Annotated in this window: 16 protein-coding genes and 1 other annotated feature; of the genes, 11 read left to right on the forward strand and 5 right to left on the reverse strand. The window is 37.8% G+C overall.

Going from position 1 to position 20,418, the window contains the following annotated elements; translation table 11 throughout:
• Positions 1-62 precede the first annotated feature (62 nt).
• On the forward strand, positions 63-1,637 hold the full coding sequence (locus AC3EA5_RS03435; RefSeq protein WP_488607074.1) for an amidohydrolase: 1,575 nt from the start codon (positions 63-65) through the stop codon (positions 1,635-1,637).
• Between the two features lie 282 nt (positions 1,638-1,919).
• Here AC3EA5_RS03435 and AC3EA5_RS03440 read toward each other — a convergent pair whose 3' ends face one another.
• Together AC3EA5_RS03440 and AC3EA5_RS03445 are read right to left on the reverse strand one after the other, a co-directional pair.
• Positions 1,920-2,456, reverse strand: a complete 537-nt coding sequence (locus AC3EA5_RS03440; RefSeq protein ID WP_488607075.1) for an isoprenylcysteine carboxyl methyltransferase family protein — start codon at positions 2,454-2,456, stop codon at positions 1,920-1,922.
• Positions 2,447-3,526 carry a type III polyketide synthase gene (locus AC3EA5_RS03445; RefSeq protein WP_488607076.1) on the reverse strand — a complete coding sequence of 360 codons (1,080 nt, stop codon included), beginning with the start codon at positions 3,524-3,526 and terminating at the stop codon, positions 2,447-2,449. The genes AC3EA5_RS03440 and AC3EA5_RS03445 overlap by 10 nt, the downstream gene beginning before the upstream one ends.
• A 276-nt stretch (positions 3,527-3,802) precedes the next feature.
• Between AC3EA5_RS03445 and hpaB the strand changes: the two genes are divergently transcribed.
• Positions 3,803-5,251 (forward strand): 4-hydroxyphenylacetate 3-monooxygenase, oxygenase component, encoded by a 1,449-nt coding sequence (gene hpaB, locus AC3EA5_RS03450; protein ID WP_488607077.1) that lies wholly within the window; start codon positions 3,803-3,805, stop codon positions 5,249-5,251.
• 197 nt (positions 5,252-5,448) lie between these two features.
• Here hpaB and mnmM read toward each other — a convergent pair whose 3' ends face one another.
• On the reverse strand, positions 5,449-6,012 hold the full coding sequence (mnmM, locus tag AC3EA5_RS03455) for a tRNA 5-(aminomethyl)-2-thiouridylate-methyltransferase MnmM (RefSeq protein ID WP_488607078.1): 564 nt from the start codon (positions 6,010-6,012) through the stop codon (positions 5,449-5,451).
• Positions 6,013-6,167: 155 nt separating this feature from the next.
• On the opposite strand from mnmM, the gene AC3EA5_RS03460 reads away from it, so the two are divergent.
• The 7 genes from AC3EA5_RS03460 (at position 6,168) to leuS (ending at position 15,622) form a co-directional block, all read left to right on the forward strand.
• Positions 6,168-7,343 (forward strand): MDR family MFS transporter, encoded by a 1,176-nt coding sequence (locus AC3EA5_RS03460; protein ID WP_488607079.1) that lies wholly within the window; start codon positions 6,168-6,170, stop codon positions 7,341-7,343.
• A 418-nt stretch (positions 7,344-7,761) separates the two neighbouring features.
• Complete coding sequence (locus AC3EA5_RS03465) at positions 7,762-9,105, forward strand: sigma-54 interaction domain-containing protein (protein WP_488607080.1); 1,344 nt, start codon at positions 7,762-7,764, stop codon at positions 9,103-9,105.
• Between the two features lie 235 nt (positions 9,106-9,340).
• Positions 9,341-10,030: a CoA transferase subunit A gene (locus AC3EA5_RS03470; RefSeq protein WP_394188354.1), complete on the forward strand. Its 690-nt coding sequence runs from the start codon at positions 9,341-9,343 to the stop codon at positions 10,028-10,030.
• An 18-nt stretch (positions 10,031-10,048) separates the two neighbouring features.
• Positions 10,049-10,705, forward strand: coding sequence for a 3-oxoacid CoA-transferase subunit B (locus tag AC3EA5_RS03475; protein ID WP_394188355.1), 657 nt, complete (start codon positions 10,049-10,051; stop codon positions 10,703-10,705).
• 24 nt (positions 10,706-10,729) lie between these two features.
• Positions 10,730-12,067, forward strand: coding sequence for a GntP family permease (locus tag AC3EA5_RS03480; protein ID WP_488607081.1), 1,338 nt, complete (start codon positions 10,730-10,732; stop codon positions 12,065-12,067).
• 51 nt (positions 12,068-12,118) lie between these two features.
• On the forward strand, positions 12,119-12,886 hold the full coding sequence (locus AC3EA5_RS03485) for a 3-hydroxybutyrate dehydrogenase (protein WP_488607082.1): 768 nt from the start codon (positions 12,119-12,121) through the stop codon (positions 12,884-12,886).
• A gap of 46 nt (positions 12,887-12,932) precedes the next feature.
• Positions 12,933-13,153, forward strand: a binding site (T-box leader).
• Positions 13,154-13,207: 54 nt separating this feature from the next.
• Positions 13,208-15,622 (forward strand): leucine--tRNA ligase, encoded by a 2,415-nt coding sequence (leuS, locus tag AC3EA5_RS03490; RefSeq protein ID WP_488607083.1) that lies wholly within the window; start codon positions 13,208-13,210, stop codon positions 15,620-15,622.
• Positions 15,623-16,357: 735 nt separating this feature from the next.
• Here leuS and AC3EA5_RS03495 read toward each other — a convergent pair.
• Positions 16,358-17,644, reverse strand: coding sequence for a BaiN/RdsA family NAD(P)/FAD-dependent oxidoreductase (locus AC3EA5_RS03495; RefSeq protein WP_488607084.1), 1,287 nt, complete (start codon positions 17,642-17,644; stop codon positions 16,358-16,360).
• Between the two features lie 111 nt (positions 17,645-17,755).
• Between AC3EA5_RS03495 and AC3EA5_RS03500 the strand changes: the two genes are divergently transcribed.
• On the forward strand, positions 17,756-19,354 hold the full coding sequence (locus AC3EA5_RS03500) for a putative polysaccharide biosynthesis protein (protein WP_488607085.1): 1,599 nt from the start codon (positions 17,756-17,758) through the stop codon (positions 19,352-19,354).
• A gap of 12 nt (positions 19,355-19,366) precedes the next feature.
• Positions 19,367-20,080 carry a pseudouridine synthase gene (locus AC3EA5_RS03505; RefSeq protein ID WP_488607086.1) on the forward strand — a complete coding sequence of 238 codons (714 nt, stop codon included), beginning with the start codon at positions 19,367-19,369 and terminating at the stop codon, positions 20,078-20,080.
• A 66-nt stretch (positions 20,081-20,146) separates the two neighbouring features.
• Here AC3EA5_RS03505 and AC3EA5_RS03510 read toward each other — a convergent pair whose 3' ends face one another.
• The gene (locus tag AC3EA5_RS03510; protein WP_394188363.1) at positions 20,147-20,368 is read right to left on the reverse strand and encodes a DeoR family transcriptional regulator; all 222 of its coding nucleotides are present in this window, start codon (positions 20,366-20,368) and stop codon (positions 20,147-20,149) included.
• Positions 20,369-20,418 lie beyond the last annotated feature (50 nt).

Genomic DNA, 20,418 nt, shown 5'->3' on the forward strand with positions numbered 1-20,418 from the left:
ATTGTGAAAAGATCGGTTTTTCATTTACACTGATACAAAATCAACTTTTGGATGTGAATAAAATGAAGCAACTTTTACATAATGCAAAATTCTATACAATGAAAAGTCCAGGCGACCGTGTTGAAGCGGTCTTAATTGAAGATGGCAGAATTCTTCAAATGGGCAAATATGAAAAACTGAAGAACGAAACTGCCAATCAATTAGATTTAAAAGGATTATTCGTCTATCCCGGATTCGTTGATAGTCATATTCACTTAATCGGACATGGCGATAAATTACGTTATATCGATTTGTCCCTTTTTGAATCTGCTGAGACTATGAAGGGACATTTGAAAAATCTGTTTGAACAGCGGAATCCGCAAGAATGGATTGTTGCTGAAGGATGGAATGAAAATAATTTTCCGGATAAAAAAATTCTTCATCGAACGGAATTAGACGTAATTACTACTTCACCACTCGTATTAAAACGCATTTGTCGCCATGCAATGATTGTGAATTCGAGAGCACTTGAAATCGCAGGAATTACTAAAGACACACCCGACCCAAGTGATGGCGTAATTGTTCGTGATGAATTCGGAGAACCTACAGGGTATTTAATGGACGGGGCACAGGCACTGATCTTAAAACAAATTCCTGAAGTCAGTGTTGATCAATTAAGGACTTCACTAGAAATGGCAGCTGAAGATTTACTATCTTTAGGATTCACAGGTGTTCATACGGAAGACATGAGTTACTACGGAAATTACTCAAAACCTCTTGAAGCATTCCAAAAAACATTCGGTGAACATAAAAAGTTCCGGATTCATTTGTTGAGACATCACTTAGTTTTTGATGAGATGATTCAAAATGCATCGTATAGTGAACCTTGGATTGAACCAGGTGCGATGAAAATATTTATTGATGGAGCGCTTGGTGGACGAACGGCTTTACTGACAAAACCTTATGCGGATGATAAATCCACACAAGGGGTCAACATTCACTCACAACAACAACTGAATGCATTGGTTGCGAAAGCTAGATCTCACGGAGAAGCTATTGCAGTTCATGCGATTGGTGATCTTGGAATGGAAATGATTGTGGAAGCTATCGAATTACATCCAGTACCAAAAGGAAAACGTGATCGACTGATTCACGCAAACGTGCTAAATGAAAATTTAGTGAGTAGAATTGAAAAATTGGATGTCGTGTTAGATATCCAGCCGAGTTTTGTAACTTCTGATTTTCCGTGGGTGAGGGAAAGACTAGGCGAAGAACGATTGACTTGGGCATACGCTTGGAGAAAATTAATCGATCGAGGGATTGTGTGTAGTGGTGGTTCAGATTCACCGATTGAAACGGTTGATCCAAGACTTGGCATGTATGCGGCAGTGGCAAGGAGAAATCCGGGGGAGACACACGACGGCTATTTACCTGAAGAAAAGTTAACTCGTTTTGAAGCCATTTCTTTATACACAACTGGAAGTGCTTACGCTATCGGAAAAGAATTGTCTCGTGGGAAAATCGATGTCAATTACGATGCAGACTTCACCATCTTTGACCGAGACTTGTTTGAAGGAACAGAAGAACAACTTTTAGAAGCAAATGTTGTAAAAACGATTGTAGCTGGGGAAGTTATGTTTTCTGAAAATAACTTGTAGTATAAAAAAACGAGTAGCACGATATGTTACTCTAGGTGATTCGGACGATTTATCGTCCGGATCTTTTTATCATTTCACTATTAATCATAATAATTTCAAGGAGTTCAGCGGAGACTCCAGAGGGAAAAGCGAAGTGGCAAAATTAACTCGGACGAATTTTTCAATCTATTTCGGCTCAAGTCTGCGGAAAGTGTCCGTCCGATACGCAAATTCATAAATAAAATAATGGACCATCTCTCCGTCACTAAATGACTTTGAGACAGTCCTTTTTTTCATTACCATCTAGAAAACTTCCTTATAATTCGTACCTTCACAAAGTGCTGCTTCTTCGATTGGAATTCGAACAGATAACATGTAAAGATTTAATAAGGTAAACACAAGGGCGGTAATAAACGCATTAAACATTAATGGAAGGACTAACAGTTCAAGAGCAACAACCGTGTAATTAGGATGTCTCATATATTGAAAAGGTCCTTTTTTAACGACTGAAGCTCCAGGAAGAATCATGATTTTTGTGTTCCAAAATCGTCCTAATGAAGAAAGTATCCAGATTCTCATTAATTGTGTGACTGCAAAGACAGTGAAAAGTGGCAATAAAAATATAGATAGCCCTCGATTTAATAATGTGAATTCGAGCAATAAACTAATAAAAAAACCTACATGCAAGGCAACCATAAATGGATAATGACGTTTGCCAACTTCATACCCACCTTGAGATTTAATCCAATCTTCGTTTCGCTTCGCTATAAATAATTCAATAACTCGTTGAATGATGACAAATCCGAAAATGATGAGAAAAACAATTAAGTTTATGTCCATTTTAATAGCACCAATTCGCCACTGAATCCTGGACCCAATGCAGTTAATAATCCAATATCTCCACTACTTTTCTTTTGCTTCATAAATTCTTCTAACACATATAAAACAGTCGGGGAAGACATATTGCCGTGATTCTTTAACACTTCTCTTGAGATATTTGTTTTATTCGAATCTAAACCCAATGCTTTTTCATAAGCTGCTAAAACTTTTTTTCCACCCGGGTGTGCAATGAAGTGATCAATTTGTTCAGCAGTGATTTGATGCTCGGTTAAGAATTCTGTGACAAAGGGTTCTAGCCATTTTTCAATAATAGACGGAATGCTTTTCGAAAAGACCACATGCAGACCATCATTTTTCATATTCCAACCCATGACGTCTTCTGAATTTGCCATTGTTTTAGAAGAGGTAGCGACAAAACTTGGTAAAGGCTCACTTGAAGAGACCTCCACTTCATCTCCGCAAACTAAGGCGCAGGCAACTCCATCCGCAAATAAAGAAGCACCTATCAAATTGCTTTTCGTGTAGTCATTCGGTTGAAAGGTGAGGCTACAGAGCTCTACACAAAGAATAAGTACTTTAGCTTTTGGATAGGCAAGACAATATTCAAATGCGCGGCTCAAGCCCGATGCTCCTCCTGCACAACCTAAACCCCAAATCGGTATTCGTTTGACGTAATCCGAAAATGGCAATTGGTTTAAAATGCGTGCATCAATGCTGGGAGTTGAAAAACCAGTACTGGAAATGAAAAAAATCCCGTCAATCTCTGAAGGATGAATTGGTTGTTTTAAGAAAGTGGAATTGTTCAAGCAAGCATGAACTGCTAATGAGCCATAAGAAGTGGCTAACTCGATATATAGACGATTTCGTTCTTCTAAATCATGTGGCTGTTCGAACCACTCCATCGGTACACAAAACTGCCTTGATTCGATTTCACCGTTTTCAAAAACTTTTAACATCCGGTCTAAGTCTGCGTAGTGATCGGTAAATAAATTTTTTAATAATGTAGCTGCGTCATTTTGAGAGTATGAGTAGGGTGGCATATATGAACTAATTGAATGGATTTGAGGCATACATATTCTCCTTATATGGTTCAATAATAGTTTCATCTTTTCCATATAAAAGAAAATATATTCAAATAAGAGACTGTTAAATAGGGGCCGAACAAAAACAGGTGGAGAGAAAAGATTGATATTTCTTCATCTGTTTTGATTTGTCGTACGTTTTTTGGAAACACCACTATGATGTGAGGATCCCTCTAATGACTAAAAGACTGTCATAAATTAACACAGCTTTGAAAAATGATGAATATAATAGTTTATTTTATGCTGACCAATGGGAGTGAAATAATGGGAGCAATTAATGGGAAGGAATTAATCGACCGTTTGAATCAATTGGGAAGCGAAATATGGTTCGATGGAGAGAAAGTAACAGGGAAGATTTCAGAGCATCCTGCATTCAAGGGGATTCTTGAAACAAAAGCATCTTTGTATAACTTGCAATTTGATTCCAGTCTTTCAAATGAAATGGTGTTTATTTCACCTAATTCCAATAAACCAATAGGACTTTCATATTTACAACCTAGAACTAAAGAGGATTTAGTAAAGAGAAGAACAATGATGGAGCATTGGGCAAGATTGACCAAGGGAATGATGGGTCGGAGTCCAGATTATATAAACTCTGTTTTAATGGCTTTTGCTTCATCTGCTTCATATTTAAAGGGAAGAGAAAAGTGTTTTCCAGAGAACATTCAGTCTATTTATGAATTAGCCATGAATAAAGATTTAACATTCACTCACACATTTGTTACCCCTCAAGTGAACCGGTCCTCCTTTAATTTTTATTCCTCAAAGGAACCAATTTCGGCAAAAGTAATCGATCAGAACGAACACGGGTTAGTCATAAAAGGTGCTCGTCTACTAGCTACTCAAGGAGGCTTAACGGACGAAGTCTTAGTTTTTAGCACCCCCAATTTTTTCTTAGATGAGGATGAAGCATATGCTTTCTCAATCCCTTCAAATACGCCAGGGTTAAAGTTTATTTGTAGGGAATCTTTTGTTGGTGGCGATTCAGTCTTTAATTATCCGCTTAGCTCGAGATTCGAAGAAATGGATTCTCTTGTTGTCTTTGATAATGTGTTGGTCCCGTGGAACCGTGTATTCTATTATGGAAATATAGAAGTATCGGCCAACTTCCTGATAAAAACCTCTTTTCATTGTTTTGCATTGCATCAAACCATAAACAGACAAATTGTGAAATCTGAATTCATGTTAGGGCTTGCTCAACTTCTTGTGAAGACCATTGATGTATGCGAGTATCAGCACATTCAAGAAAAGCTATCAGAATTTATCATTGGGCTGGAAACAATGAAAGCACTTCTTGAGAAATCTGAGCATCACAGTAAATTAGATGAATTTGGAACGATGCGTCCACATCTACCTCCTCTTCAAATTGCTAGTAATATTTTCCCTAGAATTTATCCTCGATATTGTGAAATCATCCAATTAATCGGTGCAAGCGGTATGGTAACTTTGCCCACTGAAAAAGCAATTAATTCTTCAATCGGCTCTGATATTCACCAATATCTCCAAGGCTCAAACATAACTGCCGAAGAGCGTTTAAAGATTTTCCGATTGGCATGGGATTTAACGATGAGTTCATTTGGCACTAGACAAATTCAATACGAACGGTACTTTTTTGGAGATCCCATACGGTTATCAAGTGTCCTATATAATACTTATCCAAAGGATCAATACGTAAAAAACGTCTATGAATTTCTTGATATCAAATATGAATAAAATTGTTCAATGCTGAGAATGGATATACATTTGAAAGAGAGCTATTCATATTTTTCTATTCATCATACATGTTCTCTACTCGTCCTTTTCATAGTATTATCGGATTGCCTGTTTCCGGAAAGTGTCTGCACAATGGGATTTAAATTTTTCAGCCTAATAAAATCTAATGGAATCTAGTTAGTCTAGTCCATTAGATTTTAAATTTGTTTAGTTTTTTCTAATGCTAATATAAACGGTGCATGATTTACTTGATTTATAAATTCATATTTTAATACTTGAATGGAGGATTGAGGCAGTTCACTTACATACTGGAGTAGGGCATCACGTTCGATATCTCCACCTTCGTGTCCATGGTACACAACGATAACAATGATTCCACCAACTTTTAGTAAATTGAGACAAGCTTCAATTGCCATGACAGTAGTACCAGGTTTAGTAATGGTGGAATGATTTGCACCAGGTAAATACCCGAGATTGAAGACAGCGGCTGAAATTTCTTGATTTACATATTTGGGTATGTGTTCATGTCCGTCTAGAATTACGGATGATTGATTACTAAATTCTACAAGTTTTTGCTTTGTTGAATCAATCGCAGATTGCTGTATGTCAAAAGCGTAGACATGTCCATTTTCCCCAACTAGTTTAGCGAGGAAGAGGGTATCATGCCCATTTCCTGCCGTCCCATCAATTACAATGTCACCTTCTGAAATAGCTCTTTGTAATAAAGTTTTTGAGTAGGAAAGAACTCGTTCTAAAATCATTCGGTTTTCACTCCTTTAAAAAGAAGTTTACCATGATTTCATTGACTAGCTAATGTCTATTAATTTCGGAATAATCTTTGTATTTAAGACATCTTGTTGTCCTTCATTAAATAGAATACAATTATTTTGGATTTCGAAATAATGGAGGAAGAAAGATGCCAAAAAGTGTTTGGCTGCTAATCATTGGAATGCTTGTAAATGTTACAGGTAATTCATTTTTATGGCCTTTGAATACAATATATTTGCATGATCATTTAGGGAAAAGTTTATCGGTCGCGGGCTTAGTATTAATGGCTAACGCAGGAGCGGGTATCATCGGTAATTTACTCGGTGGTTATTTATTCGACAAAATTGGTGGTTACAAATCAATCATGCTAGGAATCACCATAACAATTATTGGATTAACCGGTCTGACGATCTGGCACGGTTGGCCACATTATGTGTGGTTTCTTACCATTATGGGTTTTAGTGGGGGAATTGTCTTCCCAAGTATGTATGCGATGGTAGGTACTGCTTGGCCAGAGGGCGGACGAAAAGCATTTAATGCTATTTACCTTGCACAAAACTTAGGTGTTGCAATTGGGCCAGCGGTTGCTGGTGTTATAGCCGATTATAGTTTTGACTATATTTTTGTTGCTAATCTAGGCATGTATGTAGTGTTCTTCTTTATTGCATTAATAGGTTATCGTAAATTTAATATAGCACCTGATAGACATACTTCAGTTATTAATGAAGGGAAAAAGATTAAAAACAAAGCACCATTTTACGCTTTGTTAATTGTTACAAGTGGCTATCTAATTTGTTGGTTAGTTTACGTACAGTGGCAATCGACCATTGCAACATATACGCAAGAATTAGGTATTACACTGAAACAATATAGTCTGTTATGGACAATCAACGGGTTACTAATTTTAGCTGCACAACCTGTCATACAGCCGATTGTGAAGCGTTTAGAACATCGAATAAAAGCTCAATTGGTTTTGGGAATTGTTATTATGATGATTTCGTTTGTTGTAGTAGGCTTCGCAGATGCATTTTCAATGTTTGTCACATCAATGGTTATTCTAACTATTGGTGAGATGTTTGTTTGGCCAGCTGTGCCAACATTAGCTAGTCAATTGGCGCCAAAAGGACGAGAAGGTTTCTATCAAGGGATTGTTAATAGTACAGCCACTGTTGGAAGGATGCTAGGACCATTTTTCGGGGGCGTCCTAGTAGACCTATATGGAATGACTGCTATGTTCTTAATATTAACATCATTCATGGCATTAGCCATCATTCCAAGTCTTTTATATGATCGACCACTATTAAAAATGGAGAAAATAGACTAGATATCCACTCGGACGTTAAGTACGAGTTAATTCGGTGCTAGCCTGTGGAATGCGAAGCTGATTTTGTCGATTATCATCTGTCCTATTCTATCTTAAATTTTAATCTTTAGAGGCTGGGACATAAGTAGAAATACCTTTAAATGAGAAAAAATCTACATTAATAAATTGCTACTCTATGAATTGATTGAAGTGGAGGGGCGACTCCTGGGGAAACAGCACGAGTGAGAGACTACAGGCTCGAGCCGTGCCCCCGGAAAGCGTCCCCGCAACGGAAATCAATTTAGCATAAGAGATAAAATATCAAAATTTCTCAGTGAGAAATTTTGATATTTTTTGTTTTGTCCAAGCCTCCTTTTGCATATTTTCAGATACTTTGGGAAAATAGAATAGAACGAATCGTGAGGTAGGGTGAATCAAAATGAAATCTGTTTTTCAACAATTACCGGAATCTGTACTGACTCAAATTCTTGAAAATGCTTTTCAGTGGTTTGTGGTGGTTGATAAAGAATGCCGTATTCTCTATATCAATGAAGATTATTGCCGTTTCTTAGAAGTTCCTAGGGACAAAGCCATTGGTCAACCGGTTGATCAAGTCATTGAAAATACTCAAATGCATGAAGTAGTTAAGTCAGGAAAAGCACATGTGGCTTCGCCGCACTATATTAAAGGCACATACATGCTAGCTAACCGTGTGCCATTAATTGTAGACGGAGAGATTGTTGGAGCTTTCGGGAGCGTGGTTTTCCGAGATATGACAGATTGGAAAAAGCTAAGTTCTCATGTTCGTACGACAATGGATAAAATCACGATAAATTCCAATGATTCTAATCAAAAATCATATCGATTAGAAGATATTAAAGGAAGTTCACAAGCGATTCGCTCGATAAAAGAAACGATTCAAATGATTGCCCCAAGTGATTTATCCGTTTTAGTAGAAGGAGAAAGTGGAACCGGTAAGGAACTATTTGCTCAAAGTATCCACGAACGTTCGGAACGATCTGACTTGCCGTTTGTCAAAATTAATTGTGCCGCGATTCCATCTGAACTACTTGAGGCAGAAATTTTTGGTTCTTTTTCAGAGTCAAAAAATCAATATCGCAAAGGCCGTTTTGAGCAAGCTGACAATGGCACGCTTTTTATTGACGAAATAGGAGCAATGCCACTTACGATTCAAGCCAAACTACTTCGAGCTATTCAAGAGGGAGAAATTGAGCCGTTGGGTGCTCAACAAAGTATTCGGGTAAATGTACGAATTTTAGCTGCAACAAATAAGCCATTAGAAACGCTGATCGAGCAAGGGAAGTTTAGGGAAGATTTGTATTACCGTATTCAAGCCATTACTCTACGTATTCCCCCGTTGCGTGAGCGAATGGAAGATTTTACGGAACTTGCAAATACTTTTTTACAGCAATACATATTAAAAGCTGGGAAACGTAGACTTGTATTAGCCAGTCAAACGAGAGATTATTTACAAGCCTATCATTGGCCAGGGAATGTTCGAGAATTACAAAATGTTATTCAAGCTGCAGTTTATTTAGCAGATAATGAAACCATTGAACCATCTGCTTTACCAGATACGCTCAAACAACATCGAGCGAATCAATTTAATGAATCTAATAATCTGCAAGATGCAATTGAGCAACTAGAACGGTCCATGATTCAAGAAGCATTGGGTATCGAAGATGATAAAAAAGTGGTGGCTAAGCGTCTTGGGTTAAGCAGATCGACACTTTACGAAAAAATAAAAAAATATAACTTATGACCTATTTCCGATAATTCGGACTTAATTCCGATAATCCGGACTATTAAAATAGGTGAAATAACCAAAGATAAAAACTATACTGCTATAAAATCCGAAATTTCGGACGGATATAGGGCAAAACCGGACAAAATGTTGTCACAACTGCTATTGCGTGAATATTAAGGTTCTGTTTTAATAGCTAGTGAAAGCGCTTTTATACAAAAATTCAAACGATTTCTTGTAAGGAGGAAAACCCATGAAGCCAATCTATTCTTCTGCAGAAGAGGCTGTACAACAAATTCAAGATGGAGCCACATTAATGGTCGGTGGTTTCGGACTTGTAGGAATACCAGAGACGTTAATTTTAGCTTTAGTTGAAAAAGGAGTTAAAGATTTAACGGTTATTTCAAATAATTGTGGCGTTGACGAATGGGGTCTTGGACTTTTATTGAAAAATAAACAAATAAAAAAGATGATTGGTTCATATGTTGGTGAAAACAAAGAATTCGAGCGCCAAGTATTATCTGGCGAAATCGAAGTGGAATTGACACCTCAAGGAACTTTAGCAGAAAAAATCCGTGCTGGCGGAGCAGGGATTCCAGCATTCTTTACACCTGCAGGGGTTGGGACAACCGTTGCTGAAGGCAAAGAAATTCGTGTGTATGATGGAAAAGAGTACGTTCTTGAAGAAGCTTTACGTGCTGATTTTGCACTTGTTCGTGCAGCGAAAGCTGACAAGTTTGGAAACTTAGTCTATAACAAAACGGCGCAAAACTTTAATCCGATGATGGCTGCTGCAGGTAAATTTACGATTGCAGAAGTAGAAGAAATTGTTGAAACGGGAGATATTGATCCTAATACCGTTCAAACACCTAGCATCTATGTGCAGGGGATTCTACAAGCGAAACAAGAAAAACGGATAGAGCGACTAACGACGCGTTCATAGAATAGGAGGAGACAAGCTATGGGAACAGTAAATGTCAGAGAACGTATAGCAATTCGAGCAGAACAAGAGATCGAAGATGGAAACTATGTCAACTTAGGTATCGGAATGCCAACATTGGTTGCGAATTACATTTCACCTAATAAGACTGTAGTTCTTCAATCAGAAAATGGTCTATTAGGTATTGGACCATATCCTACTGAAGATGAAGTGGATCCAGATTTGATTAACGCAGGTAAAGAAACAGTTACAACGATTCCAGGGTCAGCCTTTTTCACAAGTGCAGAATCTTTTGGCATGATTCGTGGTGGGCATGTGGATGTTGCCATTCTAGGTGGTATGGAAGTATCCGAAAATGGTGACCTTGCCAACTGGATGATTCCAGGGAAAATGATTAAAGGTATGGGTGGAGCTATGGATTTAGTTCACGGTGCCAAAAAAATCATCGTAATCATGGATCATGTTGCAAAAGACGGTTCACCAAAAATTAAAAAGCAATGCGATTTACCGTTAACAGGTAAGGGTGTGGTTAACAAAATTATTACGGAACGTGCACTAATTGAAGTAACACCTAATGGTTTAGTTTTGAAGGAAGTTTTCGAGGGATTCACTGTTCAGGACGTCATTGATTCTACAGAAGCTTCTTTAAATGTTGATGATGTAAAAGAAAACGTCTAATAAAATTTCGGGGGAAATTTATTCATGGATACTAGTGTTGTATTGAGCATGATCGGACTTATTGGTGGACTTGCTTTACTAATCTTTTTAACACTTAAAGGTGTTAACATTCTTATTGGCGGACCTATTTCTGCTTTATTCGTAGCTGTAATGAGTGGATTGCCTTTATTCCCTCAGTTAGTTGAAGAGGGTGCGGCAAACTTTGTTACTAGTTATATGACTGGTTTTACATCATTCATTTTGGCTTGGTACTTAATGTTCTTACTTGGAGCTGTTTTCGGTAAAGTAATGGAAGATAGTGGAGCTGCAGATTCAGTAGCTAAATGGTTTGTTGGCAAATTAGGTATGAAGTACACAGTTCTTGCACTTGTACTAGCTTGTGCTGTTTTGACTTACGGTGGAGTTAGTTTATTCGTTGTAGCATTCTCGGTTTATCCGATGGCTATTTCATTATTTAAACAAGCAGATTTACCACGACGTTTTATTTCAGCTACATTAGCTTTAGGTTCTGTAACGTTCACAATGACATCAGCAGGTTCTCCAGAAATTCAAAACTGGATTCCCATCCCATTCTTGGGTACAAACCAGTTTGCTGGTTGGGAAGTTAGTTTAATCGTTGCTGCATTCATGGCTGTGTTTGGTTACTGGTGGTTAAAGAAAATTATCAACAAAGCTGTTAATAAAGGTGAACGTTTTATCGATCGTGAAACGGATCCAACATTTGACGTTACACGACCATTACCAAATCCTTTCTTAGCAATGATTCCATTATTAGTCGTACTTGTTATTTCATTCATCTTCCATGATTCATTAAAGCAATCCGCTTTAATTGTTGCTTTACTAGGCGGTATTATTGCCACATTTATCGTTAGTTGGAAATACTTTAAAGCTCCTTGGGAAGCAGTATCTGCTGGTACAATCGGTGCGATTATCGCAATCGGTAATACAGCGGCAGTTGTTGGTTTCGGTGGAGTTGCTAAATCGGTACCAGCATTCCAAGTAGCGGTTGATGCAATGACAAACATTCCTGGTTCTCCGTTAATTGGAGCGGCGGTAGCAGTATCTGTTATTGCAGGTATGACCGGTTCAGCTTCTGGTGGTCAAGCAATTGCATTACCACTATTAGCTCCTGGATATATGGATGCAGGTGTTAACCCTGAAGCGTTACACCGTGTTGTAGCGATTTCATCTGGTGCACTGGATTCACTTCCACACAATGGATATGTTGTTACGACAATTCACTCTATCTGTGGTGAGAAATATAGTGCAGCTTACTGGGCTGTAGCGGCAACAACAGTTGTAACACCAGTGATCGGTGTTATTATTGCCATCGTACTATTCTCATTCGGCTTTGGACTTTAATTAATCAAATTCAGCCGCCTCGTGCGGCTGATTTTTTTGGAGGGACATATAATGGTAAACGACAAAGTTTTATTTATAACAGGTGCTGCACAAGGAATTGGTTTTGAAATTGCACGTGAATTTTCTAAAGCAGGTGCAAAGGTTGTCTTAACAGACTTGAATGAAGAAAAAGTGAAAGAAGCTGCTGCATCTCTAAGTTCTGACGCGATTGGTTTAAAATGCGATGTTACAAAAGAAGAAGATATTATTCAATCAATTGATGCAACAATTGCTCATTTTGGTCGACTAGATATTTTAATCAACAATGCTGGGATGCAACATGTTGCCATGCTTGAGGATTTCCCGACTGAACGTTTTGAATTACTCATTAAGATCATGTTAACAGCTCCATTTATTGCCACGAAAAATGTTCTTCCACATATGCGAAAACAAGGTTTTGGACGAATTATTAATATGGCTTCAATTAATGGATTAGTTGGATTTGCAGGTAAAGCAGCTTATAATTCTGCTAAACATGGTGTCATTGGCCTAACAAAAGTAGCTGCGCTAGAAACAGCAGCGGATGGAATTACGGTCAATGCCGTTTGTCCGGGGTACGTAGATACGCCACTTGTTCGCAATCAGCTTCAAGATTTAGCGACTACGCGTAAAGTTCCACTTGAGTCTGTTTTAGAGGAAGTTATCTATCCGTTAGTTCCTCAGAAACGATTATTAGATGTAAAAGAAATTGCTGACTTGACTCTATTCTTATCGAGTGAACAGGCAAAAGGAATGACGGGGCAAGCTGTCGTCTTAGATGGTGGATATACTGTTCAATAAATTCTTGTGCTTTTTCCATACTTCGATTACAATGAAAAAACAATAGTGTTTGACCGTGAAGAGGAATAGTAAATAATTTTGTGTTTGTAGAGAGCTGACGGTTGGTGAAAGTCAGTATCACAATTTATCGAACTCGCCTTGGAGTCAGCATTGGTGAAGGAATAGTAACCGGTGCCGTTTTCCGCGTTAAGGAAACAAGTTGAGCAATTGTATGATTGCTAATTTGGGTGGTACCGCGGGAGTATGCGTATAACTCTCGTCCCTTAGTCTTTTTTGACTATTGGGACGAGAGTTTTTTTATTTTCAAAAGGAGGAAAACACATGAACTTTAATCATCAACAGATCGAACAAAAATGGCAAGCTTATTGGGAGCAAAATCATACTTTTAAGACAGGGGAAGACGCATCTAAACCGAAGTTTTACGCATTAGATATGTTCCCTTTTCCTTCAGGTGCAGGGTTACATGTAGGACATCCAGAAGGCTATACCGCAACCGATATTTTAAGCCGATTTAAACGCATGCAAGGATACAATGTATTACATCCGATGGGTTGGGATGCATTCGGATTACCTGCAGAGCAATATGCTTTAGATACAGGAAATGACCCTGCTGAATTTACAGCGAAAAACATTGCAACATTTAAACGTCAAATTCAAGAACTTGGATTTTCGTATGACTGGGACCGTGAAATCAATACAACGGATCCGTCCTACTACAAATGGACGCAATGGATTTTTCTTCAGCTTCATAAAAAGGGATTAGCTTACGTTGACGAAGTAGCTGTAAACTGGTGCCCGGCTTTAGGGACTGTTTTGGCGAATGAAGAAGTAATTGACGGGAAATCTGAGCGTGGAGGACATCCAGTAGAAAGACGCCCAATGAAACAGTGGATGTTGAAAATCACAGCTTATGCAGATCGTTTAATTGAAGATTTGGATGACTTGGATTGGCCGGATAGCATTAAAGATATGCAAAGAAACTGGGTTGGACGTTCTGAAGGTGCAGAATTAACATTTAACATTGCCGATACAGATCATTCATTCAAAGTCTTTACAACGCGTCCTGATACAATTTTTGGAGCTACTTACGCAGTTCTTGCACCAGAGCATGCATTAGTGAAAGAGATTACGACTTCTGAGAATAAAGAAGCAGTTTCTAAATACATCGATTCAGTTAAATTGAAAAGTGATCTAGAGAGAACGGATCTTGCAAAACACAAAACTGGTGAATTTACAGGTGCATACGCAGTAAATCCGGTTAATGGTGAAAAGATGCCAATCTGGATTGCTGATTATGTTCTTGCAACGTATGGTACGGGAGCAATCATGGCGGTACCAGCACATGATGAGCGTGATTATGAATTTGCTACGCAATTTAATTTACCAATCGTTGAAGTGGTCGAAGGTGGCAATATTCAAAAAGAAGCTTACGCTGGTGAAGGTCCACACATCAATTCGGACTTCTTGAATGGATTGGAAAAAACAGAAGCGATTGAAAAAGCAATTGCTTGGTTTGAAGAAAACGGTACAGGTGAAAAGAAAGTAACATATCGTTTGCGTGACTGGTTATTTAGTCGTCAACGTTATTGGGGTGAACCGATTCCAGTGATTCACTGGGAAGATGGCTCAATAACTGCTGTTGAAGAATCTGAACTTCCTTTAATTCTACCGAAAGCAACAGATATCAAACCGAGTGGAACTGGTGAATCACCACTTGCAAAAATTGATGAATGGGTAAATGTTGTCGATCCGAAAACAGGTATGAAGGGTCGTCGTGAAACGAATACAATGCCAAACTGGGCAGGAAGCTGCTGGTATTACTTGCGTTATATCGATCCTAAGAATGATCAAGCAATTGCAGATCCAGAATTGATTAAACAATGGTTACCTGTGGATATCTATATCGGAGGAGCAGAGCATGCTGTGCTTCACTTGTTATATGCTCGTTTCTGGCACAAAGTGTTGTACGATATCGGGGTAGTTCATACAAAAGAACCTTTCCAAAAACTATTTAACCAAGGCATGATTTTAGGTGAAAATAACGAAAAAATGTCTAAATCAAAAGGGAATGTCGTGAACCCAGATGATATCGTAGCAAGTCATGGTGCAGATACATTACGTCTATACGAAATGTTTATGGGACCACTAGATGCATCAATCGCATGGTCTGAAAATGGCTTAGATGGCGCTCGTCGCTTTTTAGATCGCATTTGGCGTTTGTTTATGAATGAAGACGGTACTGTTAGCAATAAAATCGTCGATTCTAATGACGGAACGCTAGAAAAAGTCTATCATCAAACTGTTAAAAAAGTGACAGAGGACTATGAAGGAATCCGCTTTAACACAGCCATTTCTCAAATGATGGTATTCATAAATGAAGCCTATAAAGCGAAATCAGTACCAATGGAATATGCAAAAGGATTTGTTCAAATACTAGCACCAGTAGCCCCTCATTTATCTGAAGAATTGTGGGAAAAATTTGGTGGGACTGAAACAATTTCATATGTGGAATGGCCGGTATATGATGAATCTAAATTAGTTGAAAATGAAATCGAAATGGTGATTCAAGTTAACGGTAAGGTTCGAACGAAGATTGTCGTTAGCAAAGATCTTACAAAAGACGAACTTGAAAAAGCTGTTTTGGCTGATGAAAAAGTAAAAGAAATTCTTGAAGGTAAAGAAATGAAAAAACTAATCGCCATTCCAGGCAAATTAGTTAACATGGTCATTGTGTAATGGAAGCGATTCATGTCGTTGTCATCATTGTAATAGCAGCATTTTCATGGAAGCTCTTTAGTATCCTGCGTCAAGAGGAAATATCTAAAGGCGGTAAAAGAATGGCTATTAGTTTATATGTCTTTACTCTGATTTCATTAGCAGTTGCGCTATATTTTGGTTAAATATTGAAGAATCCTCTTGTCTCATGAAAATTGAGATAAGAGGATTTTTTTGACTTTAAATTAGTGAATGATCGCTCAGTTAAAGATTTCGCAATCTTGGTTAGAATTTTAGCGTCCTCAGTTAGAAAAATAGCATTCTTGGTTAGAATTATCTCCATCTCAGTTGTAATTGTCCTCAAAGTCCGTCGTTGAAGAAGGTTATCTTACAGGAAAGGCTGCGAAAGTGAAGCGTGCAGCCCCAATTAGTCCTGCCCGCTCCGCTTGGTAGGTATTTCTGTGAGTGAATATAGTCGCTCAGTTAAAGATATCGCAATCTTGGTTAGAATTTTAGCGTTCTCAGTTCGAAAATACACATTCTTGGTTAGAATTATCGCCATCTCAGTCGTAATTGTCCTCAAGTTTGATCGTTGAAGTAGGTTATCTAACAGGAAAGGCTGCGAAAGTGAAGCGTGCAGCCCAAATTAGCCCTGCCCGCTTCGCTTAGCAGGTGTTTCTGTGAGTGAATATAGTCGCTTAGTAGAAAACCCGTCAAAGTGAATACGCCACTTTAACGGGTTCAAATGTTATCCTTTTAATAATTTACTGGTACATAAGGAAAAGTTTTAGCATGTTGAGCTGCACTCATGCCAGCAATTTTTCCCGTTACCAAGGCGGCAGTTATATTGTATCCACCTGTGTAGCCATGAATGTCTAAGATTTCTCCGCAGAAATAAAGACCATTTTTTTTCTTTGACGCCATCGTTTTTGGTTCGATTTCTTTTACTGAAACACCACCACCGGTAACAAAAGCTTTTTCAATTGGCTGGGTACCGTTCACTTCCATTGTAAATGAATTAAGTAATAAAGCTAAACTACGCACTTTTTCATTCGGTAATGTCGCTCCAATATCATTTCCGTCGATTCCTGCACGTTGTAGTAAGAATAATAACCAGCGTTCAGGTGCGACACCTTTCCAAACATTTTTGATTGCTTTTTTAGGTTCGTCCTTCATCATTTTAACGAGCATTTGAAAAGCAGATTCATTATTTTCCGCAGGTAGCGAATCGATGACCATTTGTACTGGTTTTTCTCCATTTTTCATACGTTCTTTCACTACGTATTGACTACAACGAAGAATAGCCGGTCCACTTAAACCGAAATGTGTGAACAACATGTCCATTTGATGTGTCACAAGGATTTTTCCTTTATTATTTAAAACGGACACAGCCACATCACGTAAAGCTAATCCTTGAAGTTCTTTCGATCGGATGAATTTCTCATCTGAAAGGAGGGGAACTTCCGTTGGATACAAAGTTGTTACTGTATGACCAGCTTGTTTAGCCCATGGATATCCGTCCCCAGTGGAACCAGTTTGGGGAACTGCTTTACCGCCGACAGCAAGTACTACGGCTCGACTTAAAATTTCTTCGCCACTTTTAAGTCGAACACCCGTTATCTTTTCGTCGTCCATTAAAAGTTTCGCAACAGTTCTTTCGAATAAAACCTCTACCTTTAATTTGTCTAGTTGACGAATAAGGGTATCAACAACATCCTGTGCTCTGTTCGAGACGGGAAACATACGTCCGTGATCTTCCTCTTTTAATTCAACACCTAAGCCTTCAAAAAAAGTAATAATGTCTTCGTTATTAAAAACAGAGAAGGGGCTATATAAAAATCGACCGTTACCAGGAATATGCTTAACGATTTCTTCTTGAGATAAACGATTTGTTACATTACAGCGACCGCCACCTGAAATAGCGAGCTTTTTACCGAGTTTTGTTCCTTTTTCGAGTAATAACACTTTTTTACCTATTTCGCCTGCAGCAATTGCAGCCATCAATCCAGAGGGTCCGCCTCCAACAATAATTACATCGTACATGTGTCCACACACTTTCTTTTCTTTTTCTTTATTATAAACCATTTGTGGTTTTGATGTCTGAGGAGTAAAATACCATGTAGATTGTAAAATTTAGAAGTCAGGAAGTAACTCATGTCAAATAATTTATTTAAAGGAACAGCCATTTTAACACTTGGTTTGTTTCTCTCAAAAATACTCGGTGTAATTTACATCATTCCATTCTATGCAATGGTCGGAGAAGATAACATTGGTCTCTATCAATATGCTTATATTCCATATAATTTGATGCTGGCAGTGGCTATTTCAGGAGCACCATTAGCTTTTTCCAGATTTGTATCTAAATATAATACGCTTGGGGACTTTCACACCGGACGTAATTTATTGAGATCTGGATTGCTAACAATGATGGTCACAGGCTTTTTATCATTCCTTTTCTTATATTTCTTTGCAGAGCCTTTAGCTGCATTATCTATTGATAAGGATGAAGAAATTTACTCGGTCACTGATGTTAAAGAAGCAATTCAATGGGTTAGTTTTGCTTTAATTGTTGTTCCTTTTATGAGCTTATTAAGAGGATTCTTCCAAGGGTATAGCTATATGATGCCCACAGCTGTATCACAATTAATCGAACAAATTGTTCGTATCATTTTCTTACTTGGTGGAGCCTTTGTAGTTATTAATTTAATGGATGGATCACCAAAGCTTGCTATTCAAGTGGCTGTATTATCCGCATTTGTCGGTGCAATCGGCGGGTTAGTTGTCCTTTATTATTATTGGAAACGTAAGAAACCAGAATACGATCACTTGTTAACAACTTCGACAACATCACATGATGTGAGTTTAAAAGATATGTATAAAGAAATTCTTGTCTATGCAGTGCCTGTTGTTTTCTTAGGGGTTGCTAATCCATTATTTCAATTTGTAGATTTATTAACGTTTAATCGTGCAATGGATTCCGCGTTAGATTTTGATTACTTAGGAGTTTTAAACCTTACAGCTCACAAGTTAGTTATGATTCCGGTTATGCTTGCCACTGGATTTTCTATGGCACTTATTCCATTAGTAACAAAATATTTCACGATGAATGAACACGAACAGTTATCACAAACATTGGATAAAACGTTCCAAGTACTATATTTCTTAACTTTACCAGCAGTAGTAGGAATGACGGTTCTCGCAAATGAGTTATATCATTTCTTTTATGAACCAAGCAAGATCGGTTCAGATATTCTTGCACATTATTTACCCGTAGCCATCTTGTTTAGTTTATTCCCAGTGACTGCAGCAATTCTACAAGGAATTAATCAGCAAAAATGGATTATCTTGAATTTATTGGTCGGTTTATTAATTAAATTAGCAATAAACATTCCATTGATTAATCTATGGGAAACAAATGGTGCAATAGCCGCAACCATTATTGGGTATAGTGTAGCTATTTTCATGAATTTTGCCGTACTTGTTACTACTCAAAACTATCGATCTAAACTATTAGTAAGAAGAATCATACTAATTACTGCTATCAATGTTTTAATGCTATTTGCAGCAGCACTAACTAGAATGTTTTTAATCCAATTCATGCCGGCTGATTCAAAACTTTCAGCCTTACTCATTATTTTGATTGTAGGGGTAGTAGGTGGTCTCGTATATGGAGCAATTAGTATACGTCTAGGAATTGCACAAAAACTATTTGGTGAACGTTTAACGAAGTATACAAGGAAATTTGGTTTTTAAGGTGGGACATTAATGCGGCTAGATAAACTTTTATCCAATATGGGATATGGTTCTAGGAAAGAAATAAAAATAATTGTAAAATCTAAGGCAGTAGAAGTTAATGGGAAAGTCGCAAAAGATGTATCGATGCATGTAGATAGTGAAAAGGATGACATTCTCATCTCAGGAGAGAAGGTAATTTACACCGAGTTTATTTATTTAATGATGAATAAACCGCCTGGCGTCATTTCAGCTACAGAAGATAAAAAGGATCAAACGGTAATTGATTTACTTGAGCCGATCGATCAGCATTTTCAACCGTTTCCAGTTGGAAGATTAGATAAGGATACAGAAGGCTTACTTCTTATTACAAACGATGGTCACTTAACTCATCAGTTGTTGTCTCCAAAAAAACATGTGCCAAAATTATATTTTGCTGAAATTGATGGAATGGTAACTGAAGAGGATATCTTGGAGTTTAAGGAAGGCGTCATCCTTGAAGATGGTTATTTAACAAAGCCTGGTGATCTTACTATCCTGCGTAGTGGTGAAACCTCAGAAATAGAATTAATCATTACTGAAGGTAAATTTCATCAAGTGAAAAGAATGTTTGAAGCAGTTGGAAAGCGAGTGACATACTTAAAGCGCTTGAAGATGGGGTCACTTGAATTAGATTCAACACTAGAACTGGGTCAATATAGATCATTAACTGATAAAGAGTTAGAAGAACTTAAGCCAAAAGAATAAATAACCACAAAAACACAGCTTACACTCAAAATAATGAGTGCAAGCTGTGTTTTTTATACAGGATTTCTAAGATGTCATTCTTACTCGCTTACTCGTCGTTGTCCATCTGCCTCGACTTGGGCTGCTAATTAAGTCATTAAAGGCTAACACGTTCAAATCTCTTTGAACGGTGCGAGGAGTGATGCCGAATTCATCGACTAGATCTTGTGTCGTGACAATTCCATGATCTCGAATGTACATATACACATCTTTAATTCGATTGAGCATCCGATCAGTAGTTGGTTTCATTTGTAGAACCACTCCTTCATCTTATGTTCTCTTGGCAAAGACTAGCGGAC

It is taken from the genome of Paenisporosarcina sp. (assembly GCF_057785155.1).